14 protein-coding genes and 1 tRNA gene are annotated in these 17097 nt (G+C 41.8%); 5 read left to right on the top strand and 10 right to left on the bottom strand.

Features of this window, described 5'->3' with window-relative positions; all coding sequences use genetic code 11:
- Positions 1-924: 924 nt before the first annotated feature.
- Positions 925-1224, top strand: coding sequence for a hypothetical protein (locus H8S65_RS19655; RefSeq protein ID WP_186931520.1), 300 nt, complete (start codon positions 925-927; stop codon positions 1222-1224).
- Between the two features lie 243 nt (positions 1225-1467).
- Here H8S65_RS19655 and H8S65_RS19650 read toward each other — a convergent pair whose 3' ends face one another.
- Both H8S65_RS19650 and H8S65_RS19645 read right to left on the bottom strand, forming a co-directional pair.
- Positions 1468-1761, bottom strand: coding sequence for a nucleotidyltransferase family protein (locus H8S65_RS19650; RefSeq protein WP_186931519.1), 294 nt, complete (start codon positions 1759-1761; stop codon positions 1468-1470).
- A 180-nt stretch (positions 1762-1941) separates the two neighbouring features.
- Positions 1942-2015: transfer RNA gene (locus H8S65_RS19645), tRNA-Met, on the bottom strand.
- A gap of 200 nt (positions 2016-2215) precedes the next feature.
- On the opposite strand from H8S65_RS19645, the gene H8S65_RS19640 reads away from it, so the two are divergent.
- The 4 genes from H8S65_RS19640 (at position 2216) to H8S65_RS19625 (ending at position 7099) form a co-directional block, all read left to right on the top strand.
- A complete protein-coding gene (locus tag H8S65_RS19640; protein WP_186931518.1) occupies positions 2216-2599 on the top strand; it encodes an START-like domain-containing protein in 384 nt (127 codons plus the stop codon).
- A 101-nt stretch (positions 2600-2700) separates the two neighbouring features.
- Positions 2701-4635 carry an LptF/LptG family permease gene (locus H8S65_RS19635; protein WP_186931517.1) on the top strand — a complete coding sequence of 645 codons (1935 nt, stop codon included), beginning with the start codon at positions 2701-2703 and terminating at the stop codon, positions 4633-4635.
- 27 nt (positions 4636-4662) lie between these two features.
- Positions 4663-5880, top strand: coding sequence for a bifunctional 3,4-dihydroxy-2-butanone-4-phosphate synthase/GTP cyclohydrolase II (locus tag H8S65_RS19630; RefSeq protein WP_186931516.1), 1218 nt, complete (start codon positions 4663-4665; stop codon positions 5878-5880).
- 25 nt (positions 5881-5905) lie between these two features.
- A complete protein-coding gene (locus H8S65_RS19625) occupies positions 5906-7099 on the top strand; it encodes a pyridoxal phosphate-dependent aminotransferase (protein WP_186931515.1) in 1194 nt (397 codons plus the stop codon).
- Between the two features lie 134 nt (positions 7100-7233).
- Here H8S65_RS19625 and tsf read toward each other — a convergent pair whose 3' ends face one another.
- From tsf to H8S65_RS19585, 8 genes are all read right to left on the bottom strand, one after another.
- Entirely contained in the window at positions 7234-8223 is a 990-nt protein-coding gene (tsf, locus tag H8S65_RS19620) for a translation elongation factor Ts (RefSeq protein ID WP_186931514.1), read from the bottom strand.
- A 146-nt stretch (positions 8224-8369) separates the two neighbouring features.
- Complete coding sequence (gene rpsB, locus H8S65_RS19615; RefSeq protein ID WP_005637640.1) at positions 8370-9212, bottom strand: 30S ribosomal protein S2; 843 nt, start codon at positions 9210-9212, stop codon at positions 8370-8372.
- A gap of 141 nt (positions 9213-9353) precedes the next feature.
- Complete coding sequence (rpsI, locus tag H8S65_RS19610) at positions 9354-9740, bottom strand: 30S ribosomal protein S9 (RefSeq protein WP_005637642.1); 387 nt, start codon at positions 9738-9740, stop codon at positions 9354-9356.
- A gap of 5 nt (positions 9741-9745) precedes the next feature.
- The gene (rplM, locus tag H8S65_RS19605; RefSeq protein ID WP_186931513.1) at positions 9746-10201 is read right to left on the bottom strand and encodes a 50S ribosomal protein L13; all 456 of its coding nucleotides are present in this window, start codon (positions 10199-10201) and stop codon (positions 9746-9748) included.
- A 265-nt stretch (positions 10202-10466) separates the two neighbouring features.
- Positions 10467-11408, bottom strand: a complete 942-nt coding sequence (locus H8S65_RS19600; RefSeq protein WP_186931512.1) for an Rpn family recombination-promoting nuclease/putative transposase — start codon at positions 11406-11408, stop codon at positions 10467-10469.
- Positions 11409-11676: 268 nt separating this feature from the next.
- Positions 11677-13839, bottom strand: a complete 2163-nt coding sequence (locus H8S65_RS19595; RefSeq protein ID WP_186931511.1) for a FimE-like fimbrial tip protein — start codon at positions 13837-13839, stop codon at positions 11677-11679.
- A gap of 25 nt (positions 13840-13864) precedes the next feature.
- Positions 13865-15862: a fimbrial tip adhesin FimD gene (gene fimD / locus H8S65_RS19590; protein ID WP_186931510.1), complete on the bottom strand. Its 1998-nt coding sequence runs from the start codon at positions 15860-15862 to the stop codon at positions 13865-13867.
- 25 nt (positions 15863-15887) lie between these two features.
- Positions 15888-17030 carry a hypothetical protein gene (locus H8S65_RS19585; protein ID WP_186931509.1) on the bottom strand — a complete coding sequence of 381 codons (1143 nt, stop codon included), beginning with the start codon at positions 17028-17030 and terminating at the stop codon, positions 15888-15890.
- Positions 17031-17097 lie beyond the last annotated feature (67 nt).

Here is a 17097-nt window from a genome sequence, read left to right as displayed (position 1 = left end):
ACCGAAGGATTTGTCAACAAATTAAAGATGATTAAAAGAATGTGTTATGGACGAGCAAGCATAGAACTTCTCAAAAGAATGATGATTTGTGTATAAGGCAGCAAATGTGAACAAGACCCTTTCAAATTACCCGCAAGGGTAATATTTTTTAAGAAACATGGAATTTGACAAAATCTTGAATATTAGCCAAATACAAATATTGACCTTTTTAGGAGGGGTTATTGTAAGAGAGCCTGACGGCTCTTCTGGAATTGCCGATACCGCCTGCTTCTTTGCGATCCCGCATCAAGTGCGGGAACAGGCTTGTCCCCATGCTTGACACGGGGCCGCAGAAAAACGGTCAGCATCGGCAATCCCCAAAGCCCCCTTAGCCTCACTTTTGCCGTCTGCTTCAGCAGACGGTTTAAAAGGATTTAGAGGCAAAGCCTCTTCCTTTGTGGGCTTTAGCCCCTTTTATGGATTATATTTAAAGGGGTTAAAACCCACAGAGGAACCGGCAAAGCCGGGACAATCAACTATCCGTCTGCTGAAGCAGACGGCAAAAGAGAGGCTGAGGGGGGGGGGCTTTGGGGATGCCGATATTGATAGCTATACTTATATATATAAGAGGCGGTATTGGCCATCCCAAGAGAAAGCGCAGCTTTCTAAGAAAGGCCTAAGCGGACGGGCGTCAAGCGGAGGGTGAAGGCGAAGCGGCAGGAGCCTGCGCTGTTTGAGCGAAGCGAGTTTCGCAGGCGACAGCGTAGCCTTCGCCCGGAGTAGACCGGACGGTTAAGCCTTGACTTTTTGGTTACTTTTGGGTCAAGCCAAAAGTAACGCCCGTCTGTGTCCGGCAAATGCCCCCCCACATATTAGCACTTATTGTAAATAAAATATTATTTAACATTTAAACAGGGTAATAAAGGAAAGACTCAAAGGGTACTTTTGGAAGGAAAGAAAAAGCATTTTTCATTCATTTGCCGGGTTTTCGCAATGGCGACCGTCTTCATTGCCTTGAAGACGGTCGCTATTGCCACGAGAACGGTCGTCGTTACCCAGGAAGACGGTCGCCACGGTAACGACGACCGTCCTCATGGCGACAAACTGCGCACCTCACGGGTAATAGACGGAAAAATCCTGGGGCATAATCGGGTCATCCTCCGGCTTTACCCGGAAATATTCGATTCTCCGGGAGTTGAGGATTATCACATTGTCACAATTTCCTGGCTTAAATTGATAATATAGGATAAGCATTCAGACGAAATGTCAACTTCGTAATGCTTATCATCATCAAGCAAACCTCCAAACCGAACAAAATGTAACGGAAATATGAATCGGATTTTCAGATGAAATAGCAAAAAGAGGCAAAATGGGGTTATTGTCTATTTTTTCTTAGAGCCTGTTTAAATTTCACTTATCTTATAATATCTTTTACGGTTTAACTGGCAAAGTCATACCAATACTGATTAATAACGGATTAATTCTGTATCACACATAAATCCCCTCCTTCTCTATTCGATTTCTCAAAAAAGAATCCATGTGATCCCGTAATCGGACAATATCGACATTACAACCAAACAGAGTTTGCAGATCATCCTTTATATGTACCAATGCAAACATATTCGGCTTTGATGTTTCCAAATAAACATCAACGTCACTATCTTCTGTTTGTTCTCCTCTGGCAACAGAACCGAATATCCCCATACGGGTAATGCTATATTTGGAAGCATTCTTCGCCATATAGTCACGCAAGATGTTCATATATTCAGTTGTTGATTTCATATTCTCTTATTCATTTACCACAAAGATACGTGTTCCATCGGAAAAAGCAAACAAGAAGTATCGTGACCTTTCCTGAGAACTGCGGCAAGTATCTCCCGATAGATGAGACTGCCTTGAGTAAGGACGAGTGTTTACCACATAAAAAAACACTTCCGCAATATTGCGAAAGTGTTAAGTTTGTAGCGAGACCCGGGATTGAACCGGGGACCTCATGATTATGAATCATGCGCTCTAACCAGCTGAGCTATCTCGCCATCATGTTGTCATCATTTCCTTGATTGACGCTGCAAAAGTAGAGCTTATTTTTATATTGTGCAACACTTTCATGAAAAAAAATTCAATTATTTTGGGGGCTTCCTGTTAAGATCTTAATTCAGAGTCGCTTTTTTTTAGAGACAGATTTGGCAGATATCAATTCTTTTATTACCTTGCTGCGCAATAAACACGATGAAAGATGAAAAAAGAGAAATTTCATATCGAATACATTTTCGATAAGGTTTCACGACGAAGCTTATGGAATCACCTCACTACTCCTCCAGGGCTGTCAGCCTGGTTCGCCGACGATGTTATTATTAATGGTAACATGTATGTTTTTAAATGGAACAAAGCCGAACAGGAGGCGGAGGTTCTGTCAATGAAACCGGAAATGAGCATCCGTTACCGTTGGACGGATGAAGAGGATGAAAACGCCTATTTCGAATTCCAGATCCACAGCCATGAATTAACAGGATCGACTTCTTTGCAAATAACGGATTTTGCCGAGCAGGACGAGAAAAGGGATTCTATCGATTTATGGGACACGCAAGTAGAAGAACTGAAGCGTACGCTCGGTATTTAGGTTGTTTTAGTGATTTCTGTTAGCGATCATATCGTTTTTTCACTACTTTTGCGCCGTCAACCGGATAAGCAATGTTGAAAATAAAACGATTATATACATTTATGCTACAGACTTTCCTGCCGTTGTTCTTGATGACCTTCGGCATCTGTCTGTTTATTGTGCTTATGCAGTTCCTGTGGAGGTACATTGACGACATGGTCGGAAAAGGTCTGGGGATTCCTATTTTGGCGGAAATGTTTATGTATGCCGCCCTTTTTCTCGTGCCGATGGCACTCCCGTTAGCCATTTTGCTTGCTTCGCTTATGACTTTCGGGAACCTCGGCGAACGATTGGAATTGTTGGCTATGAAATCGGCGGGCGTCTCACTTGTCCGTATCATGCGCCCGCTAATCATCACCATCAGTATTATAAGTATCGGGGCTTTCTTCTTCCAGAACTATGCCATGCCTGTCGTACAGGTCAAACTCTACACGCTGCTTTGGTCTATGCGCCAGAAATCACCGGAATTGGATATTCCGGAAGGGGTTTTCTACGGCGAAATCACCGGATATAATGTATATGTAAAGCATAAAGACACTAAAACGGGGCTTCTTCGCGACATGATGATCTATGACTATTCCGAGGGATTCAACAAGGTAAGTGTGATGGTCGCGGATTCGGGTCGCCTGAAAACTTCGGCGGACAAAATGTTTCTGGTCCTTTCCTTATTTAATGGAGAATCTTTTAGAAGCTTAGACAAGCAATCGAGCACTACGGGCACAAAAAGTTCCGTTCCCTACCAGAGGGAGACCTTCAAAAGCCGGGATATCCTGATCGAATTCGATGCAAACTTCTCACGGACGGACGAATCGTTCATGCAAAACCAGTTTATGGGTAAAAATATGCATGACTTGCAAATCTTCGTGGACTCCGTTTCCGTGCGCTTAGACAGCATGCAAAGCGTCAACGCCAAGAATGTTTACGAAACTTCATACAAAAAGACGTTTAAGAAACAGGAAGACATAAAACAGAATAACGTAAAGGATGATCCGAATAGCGAGAAATCCGATACAAAGGCGATGCCAGAGGCCAAGAGGGACGAGCCGGTAATCGTCATGAACTTCGACAGCCTCTACCAGGCAGAAAATCCCGGAAAGAAGGCGACTATCCTGACACGTGCGAAATCGAGCATCGAAAATATGAAGGCCGATTACTTCTTCAAAGCAGCCACTATCGGAGAAGAGGCCTACAGGGTACGCCGCCACTTGACGGAATGGCACAACAAATTCACCATCTCGTTTGCTTGTCTGGTCTTCTTTTTCATCGGCGCACCGCTTGGGGCCATTATACGAAAAGGCGGCTTGGGGACTCCGGTGGTTCTTTCCGTCCTCCTTTTCATATTCTATTATGTCATCAACAACATCGGCTTCAAGATGGCCCGCGACGGCGTATGGGAAGCATGGCAAGGAATGTGGCTGAGTTCCGCCGTTTTGGCCCCGTTAGGTATCTTCCTGACTTATAAAGCGGTCAACGACTCTGTCATACTGAATGCCGATACATACCTGAATGCTTTGAAAAATATATTCGGGAAACGTTCGGGCAGAAAAGTTGAAATGAAAGAGGTGATCATGTTCAACCCGGATTACGGGCAGATCATCCCCCGCCTGAAACAACTGGTAGAAGAAAGCAATGCATATCTCGCAGGACATAAACGTTGGACAAACTATTTCCGTTTCTGGAAACAGGGCGGTCGCGACCATACAGCCGAGCAATTGGCTGTTAAAATGGACGGCATCATCGAAGAGTTGTCCAATTCGGACCAGACCTTAGTCCTGAACAAGTTGATGGACTACCCGGTCATAAGCGGCTACAACCAGATAAATGCAAAAATAAACGGAAAAGCAGGGCTGGCAATCGGCCTCTTTTTCCCGATCGGGCTTCCGGTTTATCTGCTTGCCACGTACCAGCGCAAACTTTTGCGGCACGATATCAAAACGGTACAAAAGACAAGCAATGAACTGATTGACATAATTGAAAAATTACCCGTATCTTTGTGAAATAAGAAATATAAGAAAAAAGAATATATGAGCGAAATCAAATTAAACACCATTGAAGAAGCTATTGAAGACTTCCGCGAAGGAAAATTCTTAATCGTAGTCGATGATGAAGATCGCGAAAATGAAGGTGATTTTATTATTGCCGCCGAAAAGATAACTCCCGAAAAAGTAAACTTCATGTTGAAAAACGGTCGTGGCGTACTGTGCGCACCGATCACGGAAGAACGTTGCCAGGAATTGGAGCTGGACATGCAGGTTGCAAACAACACTTCTTTGTTAGGGACTCCTTTTACGATAACGGTAGATAAATTAGGAGGCAACTGCACAACAGGCGTTTCGATGTTCGACCGGGCAGAAACCATCTTGGCGCTTGCCGATCCGAAAACCAAGCCGTCCGACCTGGGCCGTCCGGGACATATCAATCCGCTTCGCGCCCGTTCGCGTGGTGTCCTGCGCCGTGCCGGACATACCGAAGCTGCTGTCGACCTGGCACGCCTCGCCGGTTTGTACCCGGCAGGTGCATTGATCGAAATCATCAATGAAGACGGGACAATGGCACGCCTGCCCCAACTGATCGAGGTAGCCAAGAAGTTCGATATCAAAATCATCTGTATCAAAGACTTGATTTCGTATCGCCTGAAAACAGAATCGATCGTAGAAAATGGCGTTGAAGTAGACCTCCCCACCCAATATGGCCACTTCCGCCTGATCCCTTTCCGCCAGAAAAGCAACGGACTGGAACACATCGCCTTGATAAAAGGCAAGTTCGAGCCGGACGAACCGATTCTGGTACGCGTACATTCTTCTTGTGCAACCGGTGATATCTTCGGCTCCATGCGCTGCGAATGTGGCGAACAGTTGCACAAAGCCATGCAGCGTATCGAAAAAGAAGGCAAGGGAGTAATCGTCTACCTGAACCAGGAAGGACGCGGCATCGGGCTGATGGAAAAGATGAAAGCCTATAAACTTCAGGAAGACGGCTTGGACACTGTCGATGCAAACTTGCATCTCGGACACCAGGCCGACGAACGCGATTACGGTGTCGGGGCCCAGATCCTGCGCCACTTGGGAGTCACCAAGATGCGCCTGATGACCAACAACCCCGTTAAGCGTGTCGGACTGGAAGCATACGGGCTGACAGTCGTAGAAAACGTTCCTATCGAAGTTGATCCGAATCCTTACAACGAATTCTACATGAAGACGAAAAAGGAACGGATGGGACACGTCTTACACAATATCAAATAATTCATAATCACATAATAACACTATCATGACACAAGTATCAGCACGTTTAGCAAGTTTATCGCCATCCGCAACATTGGCGATGTCCCAGAAGAGCGGTGAATTAAAGGCTCAGGGAGTTGATGTTATCAACTTAAGTGTCGGAGAACCCGACTTCAATACACCCGAACCCATTAAGGAAGCTGCCAAAAAAGCTATCGACGAAAATTATTCTCGTTATTCTCCCGTCGCTGGTTATCCGGCTTTGCGTAACGCCATCGTTGCCAAGCTGAAAAACGAAAACGGATTGGAATACACAGCCAACCAGATTTCTTGCGCAAATGGCGCCAAACAATCCGTTTGTAATACAATCATGGTATTGGTAAATCCGGGCGACGAAGTGATTATCCCGGCTCCGTTCTGGGTCAGCTATCCGGAAATGGTGAAATTGGCCGAAGGTACGCCTGTGATCGTTGCAGCCGGTATCGAACAGGATTTCAAGATCACTCCGGCACAGTTGGAAGCGGCTATCACACCGAAAACTAAGGCGTTGATCCTCTGTTCCCCGTCTAACCCGACCGGTTCGGTCTACAGTGCGGAAGAATTGGCAGGCTTGGCCGAAGTCCTGAAAAAACATCCGGAAATCATTGTGATTGCAGACGAAATCTACGAACATATCAACTACATCGGTAAGCATAACAGCATCGCACAGATAGACGGGATGAAAGACCGTACGGTTATCGTCAACGGTGTTTCCAAAGCCTATGCCATGACCGGGTGGCGTATCGGTTTCATCGCCGGACCGGAATGGATCGTAAAGGCAGTAAATAAATTGCAGGGACAATACACTTCAGGCCCATGCTCCGTATCGCAGAAAGCGGCAGAAGCAGCTTACACAGGCTCACAGGCTCCGGTCGAAGAAATGCGTCAGGCATTCGAACGCCGCCGCAACCTGATCGTCAGCTTGGCGAAGGAAGTTCCGGGATTCGAAGTAAATCAACCGGAAGGAGCTTTCTACCTGTTCCCGAAATGCAGCTATTATTATGGCAAGACGGACGGCACACGCACGATCGAGAATGCCGACGACCTGGCCATGTACTTGTTGGAAGTCGGCCATGTAGCTTGCGTTGGCGGCACATCTTTCGGTGCTCCCGAATGCATCCGCATGAGCTACGCTACCAGCGATGAAAACATTGTGGAAGCTATCAAGCGTATCAAAGAGGCTTTGGCAGCGTTGAAATAAGCGTTACATACAAATCAGGCACGGATTCCACGGAAAGAAAAATCAGATCAATCCGTATAATCCGTGCCTAAAAATAAAAAAGGAGATGTTTTGTATAAACACCTCCTTTTTTATTTCATTCTGCCGGAGCAAAATTATTCGGCACGCAAAGTAAAGCGTTTGAATGCCAGGATCTGCAATTCAGGATCAGCTTCCTTCATTGTTTCTCTTACAGTCTTCTTGCCATCCATGATATCTTCCTGGTTCAGCAAGCAAACTTCCTTCAAGAACTTGCCAAGACGACCTTTAGCGATATTCTCGATCATCTGCTGAGGCAGGTTTGCTGCTTTTTCAGCTGAAACAGTAGCGATGATTTCTTTTGCTTTGGCAACATCTTCAGCCGTGATCCAGCCTTTAGCCATGTTGCTTTCCATATGGTCTTCGCTGTCAACGTGCGTCGGGTTGATTCCGGCTTTCTTCAGGGCAGCTTCAACAGCTTTCTGAACTTGTTCAGCCTTTGTCTTTTCGATTGCCACCTGGATTTCCTGTTCTTTTACAGATTCAGGAACACCGGCTTCGTCGATAGCGATCGGGTTCATGGCAGCGATCTGCATAACGATGTTGTGAGCAGCATCTTCAGATTCCTTGTTGAATGCGGCGATCGTACACAACTGGTTCTTGCCCATGTGGTTGTAAACAGTGGTATAAGCACCTTCCACCACGTTATAGCCGTCCAGTTCCATCTTTTCGCCAGTGATACCGCTACGGTCGGTAACAGCATCCTGTACAGTGCCCTTACCCATCGGCAAAGCCTTCACTTCGTCCAGAGTCTTGCACTTGTTAGCCACAGCAGCATCCAGGATAGCCTGAGCCAGCGCGATGAAATCTTCATTCTTAGCCACGAAATCGGTTTCGCACTTCAAAGCGATGATAGCAGCGAATTCGCCATCTTTCTTTGCCAATACGCAACCTTCAGCAGCGTCGCGGTCAGAACGCTTAGCAGCAATAGCCTGTCCTTTTTTACGGATAATTTCCATTGCCTTTTCGATATCACCGTCGGATTCGGTCAAAGCCTTCTTGCAGTCCATCATACCAGCTCCGCTCATTTTGCGCAGCTTGGTAATATCAGCCATAGTTACAGCCATAATCTTATTTCCTTATTTATTAAATGTTTATACTCTTTATAAATAGACAATGGACAGTTGACAATTGACAATTACTGTCAAAAGCCAATTGCCCATTGTATTTGTATTCTAATTGTCAATTGTCAATCGTCAATTTTCAATTGAATTTATTCTTCGTCCTTAGCGAATTTGTCAGCAACGTTAGCGTTCAGAGCTTCGTCGTCTTCCTTCTTAGTACGTTCTTTCTTTACAGCAGCTTTAGCTTTGCGTTCTCTTTTAGGAGCTTCGCCTTCGCCGGCAGCTTCCGTATCGATCTTTTCAGCTTTACGTTCCTGCAGACCTTCGTTCATTGCTTCGCAGATAGCGCCCAAGATAACTTCTACAGATTTTGTAGCGTCGTCGTTAGCCGGAATCACGTAGTCGATGTTGTTCGGGTCGGAGTTCGTATCAACCATACCGAATACAGGGATACCCAGACGGTTAGCTTCGCGAACTGCGATATGTTCTTTCATTACGTCAACAACGAACAAAGCTGACGGAAGACGAGTCAGGTCTACGATAGAGCCCAAAGTCTTTTCCAACTTAGCACGCTGGCGAGTGATCTGAAGTTTTTCTCTCTTGGAAAGATTATCAAATGTACCATCTTTTGTCATCTTATCGATAGTAGCCATCTTCTTGATAGCTTTACGGATAGTCGGGAAGTTGGTCAACATACCACCCGGCCAGCGTTCGATAACGTAAGGCATACCTACTGAAGAAGCCTTATCAGCGACAACTTGTTTAGCTTGTTTTTTAGTAGCAACGAAAAGTACTTTCTTACCCTGTTTTGCCAGGTTCTTCATTACTTCTGCTGCTTCGTCTACTTTAGCAACTGTTTTATATAAGTCAATGATATGAATACCATTGCGCTCCATGAAGATATAAGGAGCCATTGCGGGGTTCCACTTTCTTTTTAAGTGTCCGAAGTGTACGCCAGCTTCTAATAACTGATCAAAATTAACTCTTGACATTGTTTTTTTCTTAAAATCGTTTACTTTCTTTTGTTTAACTCAATCATCAGGTAGTCCTCCCGTATGTCAGCATATAAAAAGAATCCTGATAATTTAGATACTAAACGCTTTGCTATACTTGTAAGGGACTCACAAATAAGATTAACGTTTACTGAACTGGAATCTCTTACGAGCTTTAGGACGTCCCGGTTTCTTACGTTCAACAGCACGCGGGTCACGAGTAACGAAACCTTCTGCGCGAAGAGCGGATTTGTCTTCCGGATTGATCTTAACCAGTGCGCGGGCGATAGCCAGGCGAGCAGCTTCAGACTGTCCTTTGAACCCACCTCCATCGAGGTTGATCTTGATATCATATTGTTCTGCAACGTTCAGCTTTGCGAGCGGCTGCTTAACAATGAACTGAAGGATTGTAGAAGGAAAGTAATTAGCCAGATCACGTTTGTTGATAGTAATCTTTCCTGTACCTTCGCTTACGAATACGCGAGCAACTGCTGCCTTACGTCTTCCTATTGCATTTACTACTTCCATTGTGATTATTTATATGAGTTTATATCGATTAATTTAGGCTGCTGAGCTTCGTGTTTGTGCTCTGTTCCTGCATATACATACAGATTTTTCAACAGTTTAGCACCCAGACGATTCTTCGGAAGCATACCTTTCACTACTTTACGGAACAGACGGTCGTCACCTTTAGCCTGCAAATCAGCCGGCGTGTAAGCGATCTGTCCACCGGGATATCCGGTATATCTCAAATAAATACGATCGTTCCATTTGTTACCTGTCAGAACGATTTTGTCTGCATTGATGATAATTACGTTATCACCACAATCAACGTGCGGAGTAAAGTTGGGTTTGTACTTACCGCGCAAAAGCTTTGCTACTTTTGCGCAAAGGCGTCCCAAAGTCTGTCCTTCGGCGTCAACAATGACCCACTCTTTGTTTACAGTTGCTTTGTTTGCAGAAATGGTCTTAAAACTTAAAGTATCCACTTGCTTAAAAAATTAATAAATTAATAACTCTAAAAAACAAGAATCCAATCCTCGCGTGCGCTGTCGCTACGGACACTTGACGCAACAACGTGCTAAGAATTAAACTCTTAGTACAATTTTGATAATATTCGGCTTGCAAAGGTACGGTTTTTCTGCAAAACACAAAACTTTTCGCGGAAAGAATTTATACAAGTGGGTCTATTACAGGAAAAAAAGCTCCGGCAACATAAACATTACCGGAGCTTTACTTTACTATCTTATCAGACTACAATTCAGCAATCGTATCGGCATCCAGCCCGGTACAACTCATAATGGTAGCCAAATCCATACCGTTTTGCTTCATCTTAATAGCAACTTGGCATAAACCTTTTTCCATGCCTTCTTTCATACCTTCTTTCATACCTTTTTCCAGACCTTCTTTCCGGCCTTCTTCCATGCCTTTTTCCAGACCTTTTTTCATGCCATCGGCGAGGCCTTTATCCACACCTTCCTGATAGCCTTTCTCTATTGCATAATCCCATACGTTCTGGTTATCACGATAGACTTTCAGACATTCTTCATACTCCATCCGTTCTTTTTTGTTGAGATTAACAATCTTAGCCAACTTTTCAAGTCTCTCGAACAAAGCCTTTTGACCTTTGAATGGTATTGTTTTTAACTGTTCCATATATTTCAATGTATAAAGCCAATAATCCAAACCTGTTTTACACTCCTCCTCTTTCTTATCGAAAAAGGGCATCTCAATAAACACTTCGCGCAGCAGGTTACTGGCTTGGCAACCTGTTTCACGATTCGCGAGCACAATATCCGTACGCACCTTATCGTTTTTACCCGACTTGAAGTTCAGGAAAAAGATGCCATAGACCGGACATAAAGAGAAGTTCCATTGTTCACCTTTCCTGTCCTGATCACAGATCATACGACAAAGATAATATAATCCTCGTTCATAAAAATAAGTTTGCAGTGAATTCTGGACCTCAACGATAAAAACAGCTCCATCTTTATCCTTACATTTCAGATCGAACACGGCATTACGCCCATCGGGGCAATCAGCAGGAGCTTCCACGTTCATAAAAGACAGTTCAACGATCGCACGTTCACCTTCCAAAAGATCATTCAAAAGATCAATCAGAAGCGCCTTACTATCCTCTCTTCCGAAAAGGAGTTTGAAACCACGATCCACAAAGGGATTGATAAATATAGCCATAGTTATATGGTTTTAGTTGTTGATTATAAGAAGAAAGAAGATTCATTCCCTCTTTCCTTACCGGCAAAGATAACATTTATTTGGAACAGCCCATAGGCTATGCATCAAAAAGTTATATTTTGCCCCCAAAAACACCTCCCTGTCCCGAAACACACACACAACCTCCCTTATATCACAAAGGGCACGAAGAAAATCTCCGCACCCTAAGCTCCCTATATCCCGTTAAGGATTCGGTTGTATGTAAGTTAAATGAAAAAATATAGGCTAATTAACGAGTACATGTCATATTTGTATTACTTCCGAAGAAGTTTGAAACTGAAACTTCACTTGAGTTATACTTATAACTATTAGCACTAACTGTAAATTTAATTTTATCAGTCACTAATATTCCTGCTTTCAAAATCATCTCATAATGATTTTCACGATCTATACGTGCTTCTGCACTTTTATTATTTGTGCTAATTGTACCAGAGGAAACTTTTTCCGTTGTTTTCCTCCTTTTACAGGTTAAAGTTCCTCCAACAGTATAATCTCTTTGTAACTTCGAATTATTAGAATAAGTAGTTGTCCCATCATTATAACCTTCAGTCCGGAGGTAAATCGTCCCTTTTGCACCACGTGTAGAAGTTACTAAAGTAACCGTATTCACACCTGCGATAGCATCTACCGTTTTTGATTTTATTCCATCGCCAGAGATTGTCACAGATGCAGCAACAGGCGCATTAAATGTTATATCAAATGTACTGCCGCTTTCATAATAAGCATGACCTGCAGAAATGTTAGAAAAATCATTTAACCCAACTCTTGACATAACAAACTCACCTGTATAGAAATAATCGTTATTCACTGTTGGATTTGCAACAGTTGAACGGGTGGTTTTAAAATAAACTGTTTGCTGCCCCGGAGCAGTGGCGAGATAAACATAATAATAAGTTCCATCCCTATGCTCGATAAGCATTTGATCCTGCCCTGTTGTTACAGGATTCAGGTCTTCTGCTTTAATATAACACTTTACCGGATACAAATTAGAAGGATAATCGGACGGTATATTAAATTTTAAAGATACAGTTTCTCCCACTCGATCTTCAAAATAATCATCTCCTATAACCGGTTTAAACGAATATTTCTTACTTGCATAAACAGTCACAATACGGGTTAAGATACCAGCCTTAATCAGCACTGTTGCCGAATCCAACTTATCTATGCCATAAGGAACAGATACAGATGCCGTCACCTTGCCATCGTTAACTGTAGTAGACAAATCAGATAAAATACCCGTGCTTGTATGCCCGTTTTGTATCATCGATACATTTATATCGCTATTACTCAACGAAGTTCCGTTTCTCCAGTAATTAGCATCAAAAGTCAGCGTACCATCTTCTGTAAACAGATGAAACAAAGGTGTTACCGTTAGTTTGTTTCCATTCGCATCCGATACAGTCGGAGCTTCTTTTGCAACCTCAGCAAAGATATTATTAGTCGGAGCAGCCCTCAATGCTTCTTCAAACGACGCACTTCCTGTTGCTTCATTCGTGAATTTCACAATTACTACTTTGTAGATATAATTACGTTCGATAATAAAAGGATCTCCATTCTGATCGATCAACTGTATTTTATAATACTGATCAACACCCTTCTTCTTAATGATCACACAAGTCTGATTATCATAATTATTCTGATACTCAAACATATACTTAGGATTCAAATTACAATCGCTTGTCGTATGATTCAGCATTTTGGAAGCATAATCTTCAATTTGTGTAATCTGGGTATTTTTGTTTATTTCGCTTGTTACATTATTAAATGTACCTTGCTCTTCATTCCAAGGAGTTACAGTTCCTTCCGAAACGTAATTAGCCAAAGCAAAACCATCGATCTCAAACGGATCAGAATCACCTTGCAAATTAACATTTACCTCTACTTTTGCATAATTACGTAATAGAGTTACAGACACATTCTGGTAATCGGTTATATTTTCATATCCCCAAGCAACATAAGGAGATGATGTCCTCAATGCCGGCATAACAGATGTTTCAGTCTGCCCTTCCAGAGGTGTTTTGTATTCATTACCATTCCAAGGATAATTAGCTACAAAATGAATTGTTTTTGTATTTACCGGAATCAAAGCTGTAGCTGTTCCTTTTGCCGAACCAGTCGCTTCATTATTCTCCGTCTGTATAATGTCCGTAGCTTCTACACGCCCAAGGAAATTACCATTTTCCGCAAATGTCATCAACGAAAGTGAAGATATCTCCGTTTCTCCCGCTTTAGTACTTACTTCCTTAAAGTCAGGAATATCATCAAGCGTAAAACGAAGTGTTACATAACCATTTTTACTGCCATCCGGTTCCTGCGGTAGCAAACTATCTTCCGTACACGCTGCCAATGCAGCCAGAAGTACCACTGAAAGTATATATATAATCTTTTTCATTATCTTTTATATTTAAAGTTTACCCTTATTCTTTAATATCACGAACACAACGAACCGCATAAGTTGTTCCATCTTGATTAACTCGAGGATCCATAAAGTCCACAAACTGCGGTACTGCACAATTATAATATCGTCCTTCTAAAATTCGCTTTACATCACACTCAGTAGTATTCTGAAGAATATCAATCAAATAGAGTTCAGCTTTAGTAGCAACTCTCCAAGAACCATATTTATGTTCCGTAAAAACCCCATTTTTATCATGTTCAATATAACCGGCACAAAATTCTCTCGCTGATTCGTCATCCATACCTGAATTCGTTCCATTTTGTGAAGCCAATACAAAATGTGGTGAAATGCGATAGTTATTTTCATCAGTTTGTGCTGTACACGGAACATATGAATTAATAGTTACTCCTTTACTCTTATAGCCCCAATACATATCTTTATCCTCACCATCATGTTTGGAATAAACTTTTCCAAAATAAACATTTTCTGTTTCCGGATACCCTAATACCGCATAACTACGGATATGTTGGGCCATGTTACGCCCCTTACTCAAACGATTACTCTCACTTCCCATATGAGTATAAGTTCCAAAGCTACTCCAATCTTCACTTACTTCTAAGGGATCTTTAACTGAAGTATAATCAGCTATTAAAGATTTTATGACATACATATTACTATTCGTTTGTCCTTGGCCGGCATCAGCATCATTTTTAGAAGTATGAGCATAAATATACAACGGAGGATACTGTTCAATCTTTACTTCTTGGCTCAATCCATCTTCATTTTTCACTGTAAATGAAATATATTTAGGAACAAAATTAATCGGTAATTCACTTGTAATATTAATCTCCCCATTATTACCAGAAGAAGCAGTAATAGAACGATTTGTATTTATATGATTTTTCCCATTTGTCACTGAAATACCTATAATACTTACCGGAGAAGAAGAATTAAACGTTGTTGAAATCGACGTAATATTCGGCATCGTCATCTCCGTATCCTTCACTACAAGGAACTTCGGTTTAATAATATCGACACTCACTTCACGAACCGTTGTACTCCAAGGCAGGATTTCCCAACTAAAATTGATTGTACGGGTTGTAACATCGATTTTTCCTTTTATATTATATAATGTACCGTGACAAAGCCCTTCAGCTAACCTCGCATTATCAACTGTTTTATTCAGTTCTACACTGTATTTTTTAGTTTCTGAAATACCATTCTCCTCACTCAGAGTCCCTTCAATTGTTATTTTCACCGATTCAGCCAAAGGATTCTCATACGTGTAAAAAGACAAATCTGCAAACCTTTCTGCATTATTACTATTATCCAAAACCAATTGTTCCAGACTCTTTTGAGAATTAGCGGAAGTCAAGATCAAATCAGTCTTTTTATTTATTTTCTCTACCGTAATTTTAGATATAGCATAAGTCCATGAAGAAGGATCTGATGTGGAAATATCCAATTTAACTTTTGCAGATAGCTGCGCCAGAGGAACGGCAATCGTACCGGTAACAGGAGCTACTAATTCTTTATCTAACCATCCCACCTTTACCAGATCGTTTTCTACAAGAGCTTTTTCAGTTGATGCTTCCATAAACTGGCTCCACGTAGTAAAATCCGTATAATCTGCATTCGTTGCATTGGCTACAACCAATATACGTACATTACCTGTTTTGGCAGGTATATTATTTAATGAATAGGCTGGTTTATTATTATAGGTCGTATTAGAAGCGTCAAAATCAAACGATTCCACCTTTCCAATCATATCACCAACCGTAGTACCATTCATTTTGAATAACGCTACTACACAATTTGAGACTTTAATTTCGTCTGCTGTTGCATACTGATACCCCTCTGCCGCTTTTGTAGCCGGCTCACCAGTCGTCAACACCAGAGAAAGAGAAGTATCTTTTCCTTCTTCCGTTCCCCCATTATCAATGAGTTCTTCAGAAGTACAGGCCGAAAATAGACCAGCCATCAAACAGATTCCCGATAGTATATTCTTCAGTTTCATAATATTATAATTTTACCCATTTAACTTAGTTTTGTTCTTCCAGGTTGCCAACATTCACTTCAACAAAACCCCAATCCTTCACATAACAAAGGACATTATCTAAAATCAGTTCATCACTTGTTACACTGGCTGTTACATACAGGCGATAGATTGTGTTAGAATCAATGCTTCCGGTTCCTCCACTTTCGGTTCCATTAATCACAAACTCTTTTGAAGTTTTCTGAACACCACCTACCGTATACTGAATAGTCATTTTCAACTTATTCTGAGCATTTGCACTATTACGATAAGAATAGAATGTCTTAACATTTTTGTTATCAATAAAAGAATACATGTTATTTAAGTCGGATCCTGCTGTATAAACAGTAACTCCGTTCTCATACGATTTTGAATCAGAAATATAAGCAGTTACGCCATATTTAGCAGTCTCTGTCAAATAGCTTTTTGTATTAATATTGGATACTTGAATGCTGTTGATTACTACATCTGTAGATTCTGTACCCTTAATAAATTCTTTTATTGCAAATCCGGCTAATTCGATACGAGCAGACAATTGGTAGAGCGTAACAGAAGCAAAAACAGGCTTCTCTGCACTTTCCGTTGTAGAGGAGTATCCCTCAACATTAGTCAAATCAATTGCACCGCGACCAACTTTAACTAAAGAAGTAGTAAATCCTTCCTGGACCTTCTCTTCTGCTGCAGAAATCGATGTACAAGAGGCAAAAGTTTGATTTGAGTTTGCAATAATCATTACCTGATACACTTTTCCTACTTTTACCATGTGTTTGATTATTTGTTCTGAGGTAGCAGACGAGGCGACAACAACACTGTCGTAAGAAGCTCCATTGATTGTAAAAGTATTTGTTTTATTCACGTACACTTGATCATCTACAGTCAAAATAGCTCCTGTAGCATCTGCAAGAATCAGAGAACAATGATCAATTGCACACTCAGCTTCCGTCGGTTCTTCTTTTCCACCGGAAGATACAGTTTTAGTCATATTACCTGTTGGCAACGTAACCTTAAATGCTACAGCTGCTTTTGCATCAGATAAAGCAATCTGATCTTTTTGTGAATAATCAAACTCATTCAGAACATCATCTTCCATCGAGCAAGAAAATACCAGACAGAGGAAACAAACCATTGATAATATATTTTTCAGCTTCATACTTGTATATATTTTATCGTTTAACTTTATCTTGTTGTGTTTTAATTTTATGACGTAGTTCTAATAG

This window comes from Parabacteroides hominis (genome assembly GCF_014287585.1).
Taxonomy (GTDB): domain Bacteria; phylum Bacteroidota; class Bacteroidia; order Bacteroidales; family Tannerellaceae; genus Parabacteroides; species Parabacteroides hominis.
The sequence above is the reverse complement of the archived record's forward strand: the minus strand, read 5'-3'. Positions and strand labels throughout refer to the sequence as shown.

Bases quoted from the DNA above. Each gene is read 5' to 3' on its own strand.
- H8S65_RS19640 (WP_186931518.1), top strand. From the start codon at position 2,216: ATGAAAAAAGAGAAATTTCATATCGAATACATTTTCGATAAGGTTTCA.
- H8S65_RS19600 (WP_186931512.1), bottom strand. From the start codon at position 11,408: ATGGCTATATTTATCAATCCCTTTGTGGATCGTGGTTTCAAACTCCTT.
- H8S65_RS19635 (WP_186931517.1), top strand. From the start codon at position 2,701: ATGCTACAGACTTTCCTGCCGTTGTTCTTGATGACCTTCGGCATCTGT.
- H8S65_RS19630 (WP_186931516.1), top strand. From the start codon at position 4,663: ATGAGCGAAATCAAATTAAACACCATTGAAGAAGCTATTGAAGACTTC.
- H8S65_RS19585 (WP_186931509.1), bottom strand. From the start codon at position 17,030: ATGAAGCTGAAAAATATATTATCAATGGTTTGTTTCCTCTGTCTGGTA.
- tsf (WP_186931514.1), bottom strand. From the start codon at position 8,223: ATGGCTGTAACTATGGCTGATATTACCAAGCTGCGCAAAATGAGCGGA.
- H8S65_RS19650 (WP_186931519.1), bottom strand. From the start codon at position 1,761: ATGAAATCAACAACTGAATATATGAACATCTTGCGTGACTATATGGCG.
- H8S65_RS19625 (WP_186931515.1), top strand. From the start codon at position 5,906: ATGACACAAGTATCAGCACGTTTAGCAAGTTTATCGCCATCCGCAACA.
- fimD (WP_186931510.1), bottom strand. From the start codon at position 15,862: ATGAAACTGAAGAATATACTATCGGGAATCTGTTTGATGGCTGGTCTA.
- rpsI (WP_005637642.1), bottom strand. From the start codon at position 9,740: ATGGAAGTAGTAAATGCAATAGGAAGACGTAAGGCAGCAGTTGCTCGC.
- H8S65_RS19595 (WP_186931511.1), bottom strand. From the start codon at position 13,839: ATGAAAAAGATTATATATATACTTTCAGTGGTACTTCTGGCTGCATTG.
- rpsB (WP_005637640.1), bottom strand. From the start codon at position 9,212: ATGTCAAGAGTTAATTTTGATCAGTTATTAGAAGCTGGCGTACACTTC.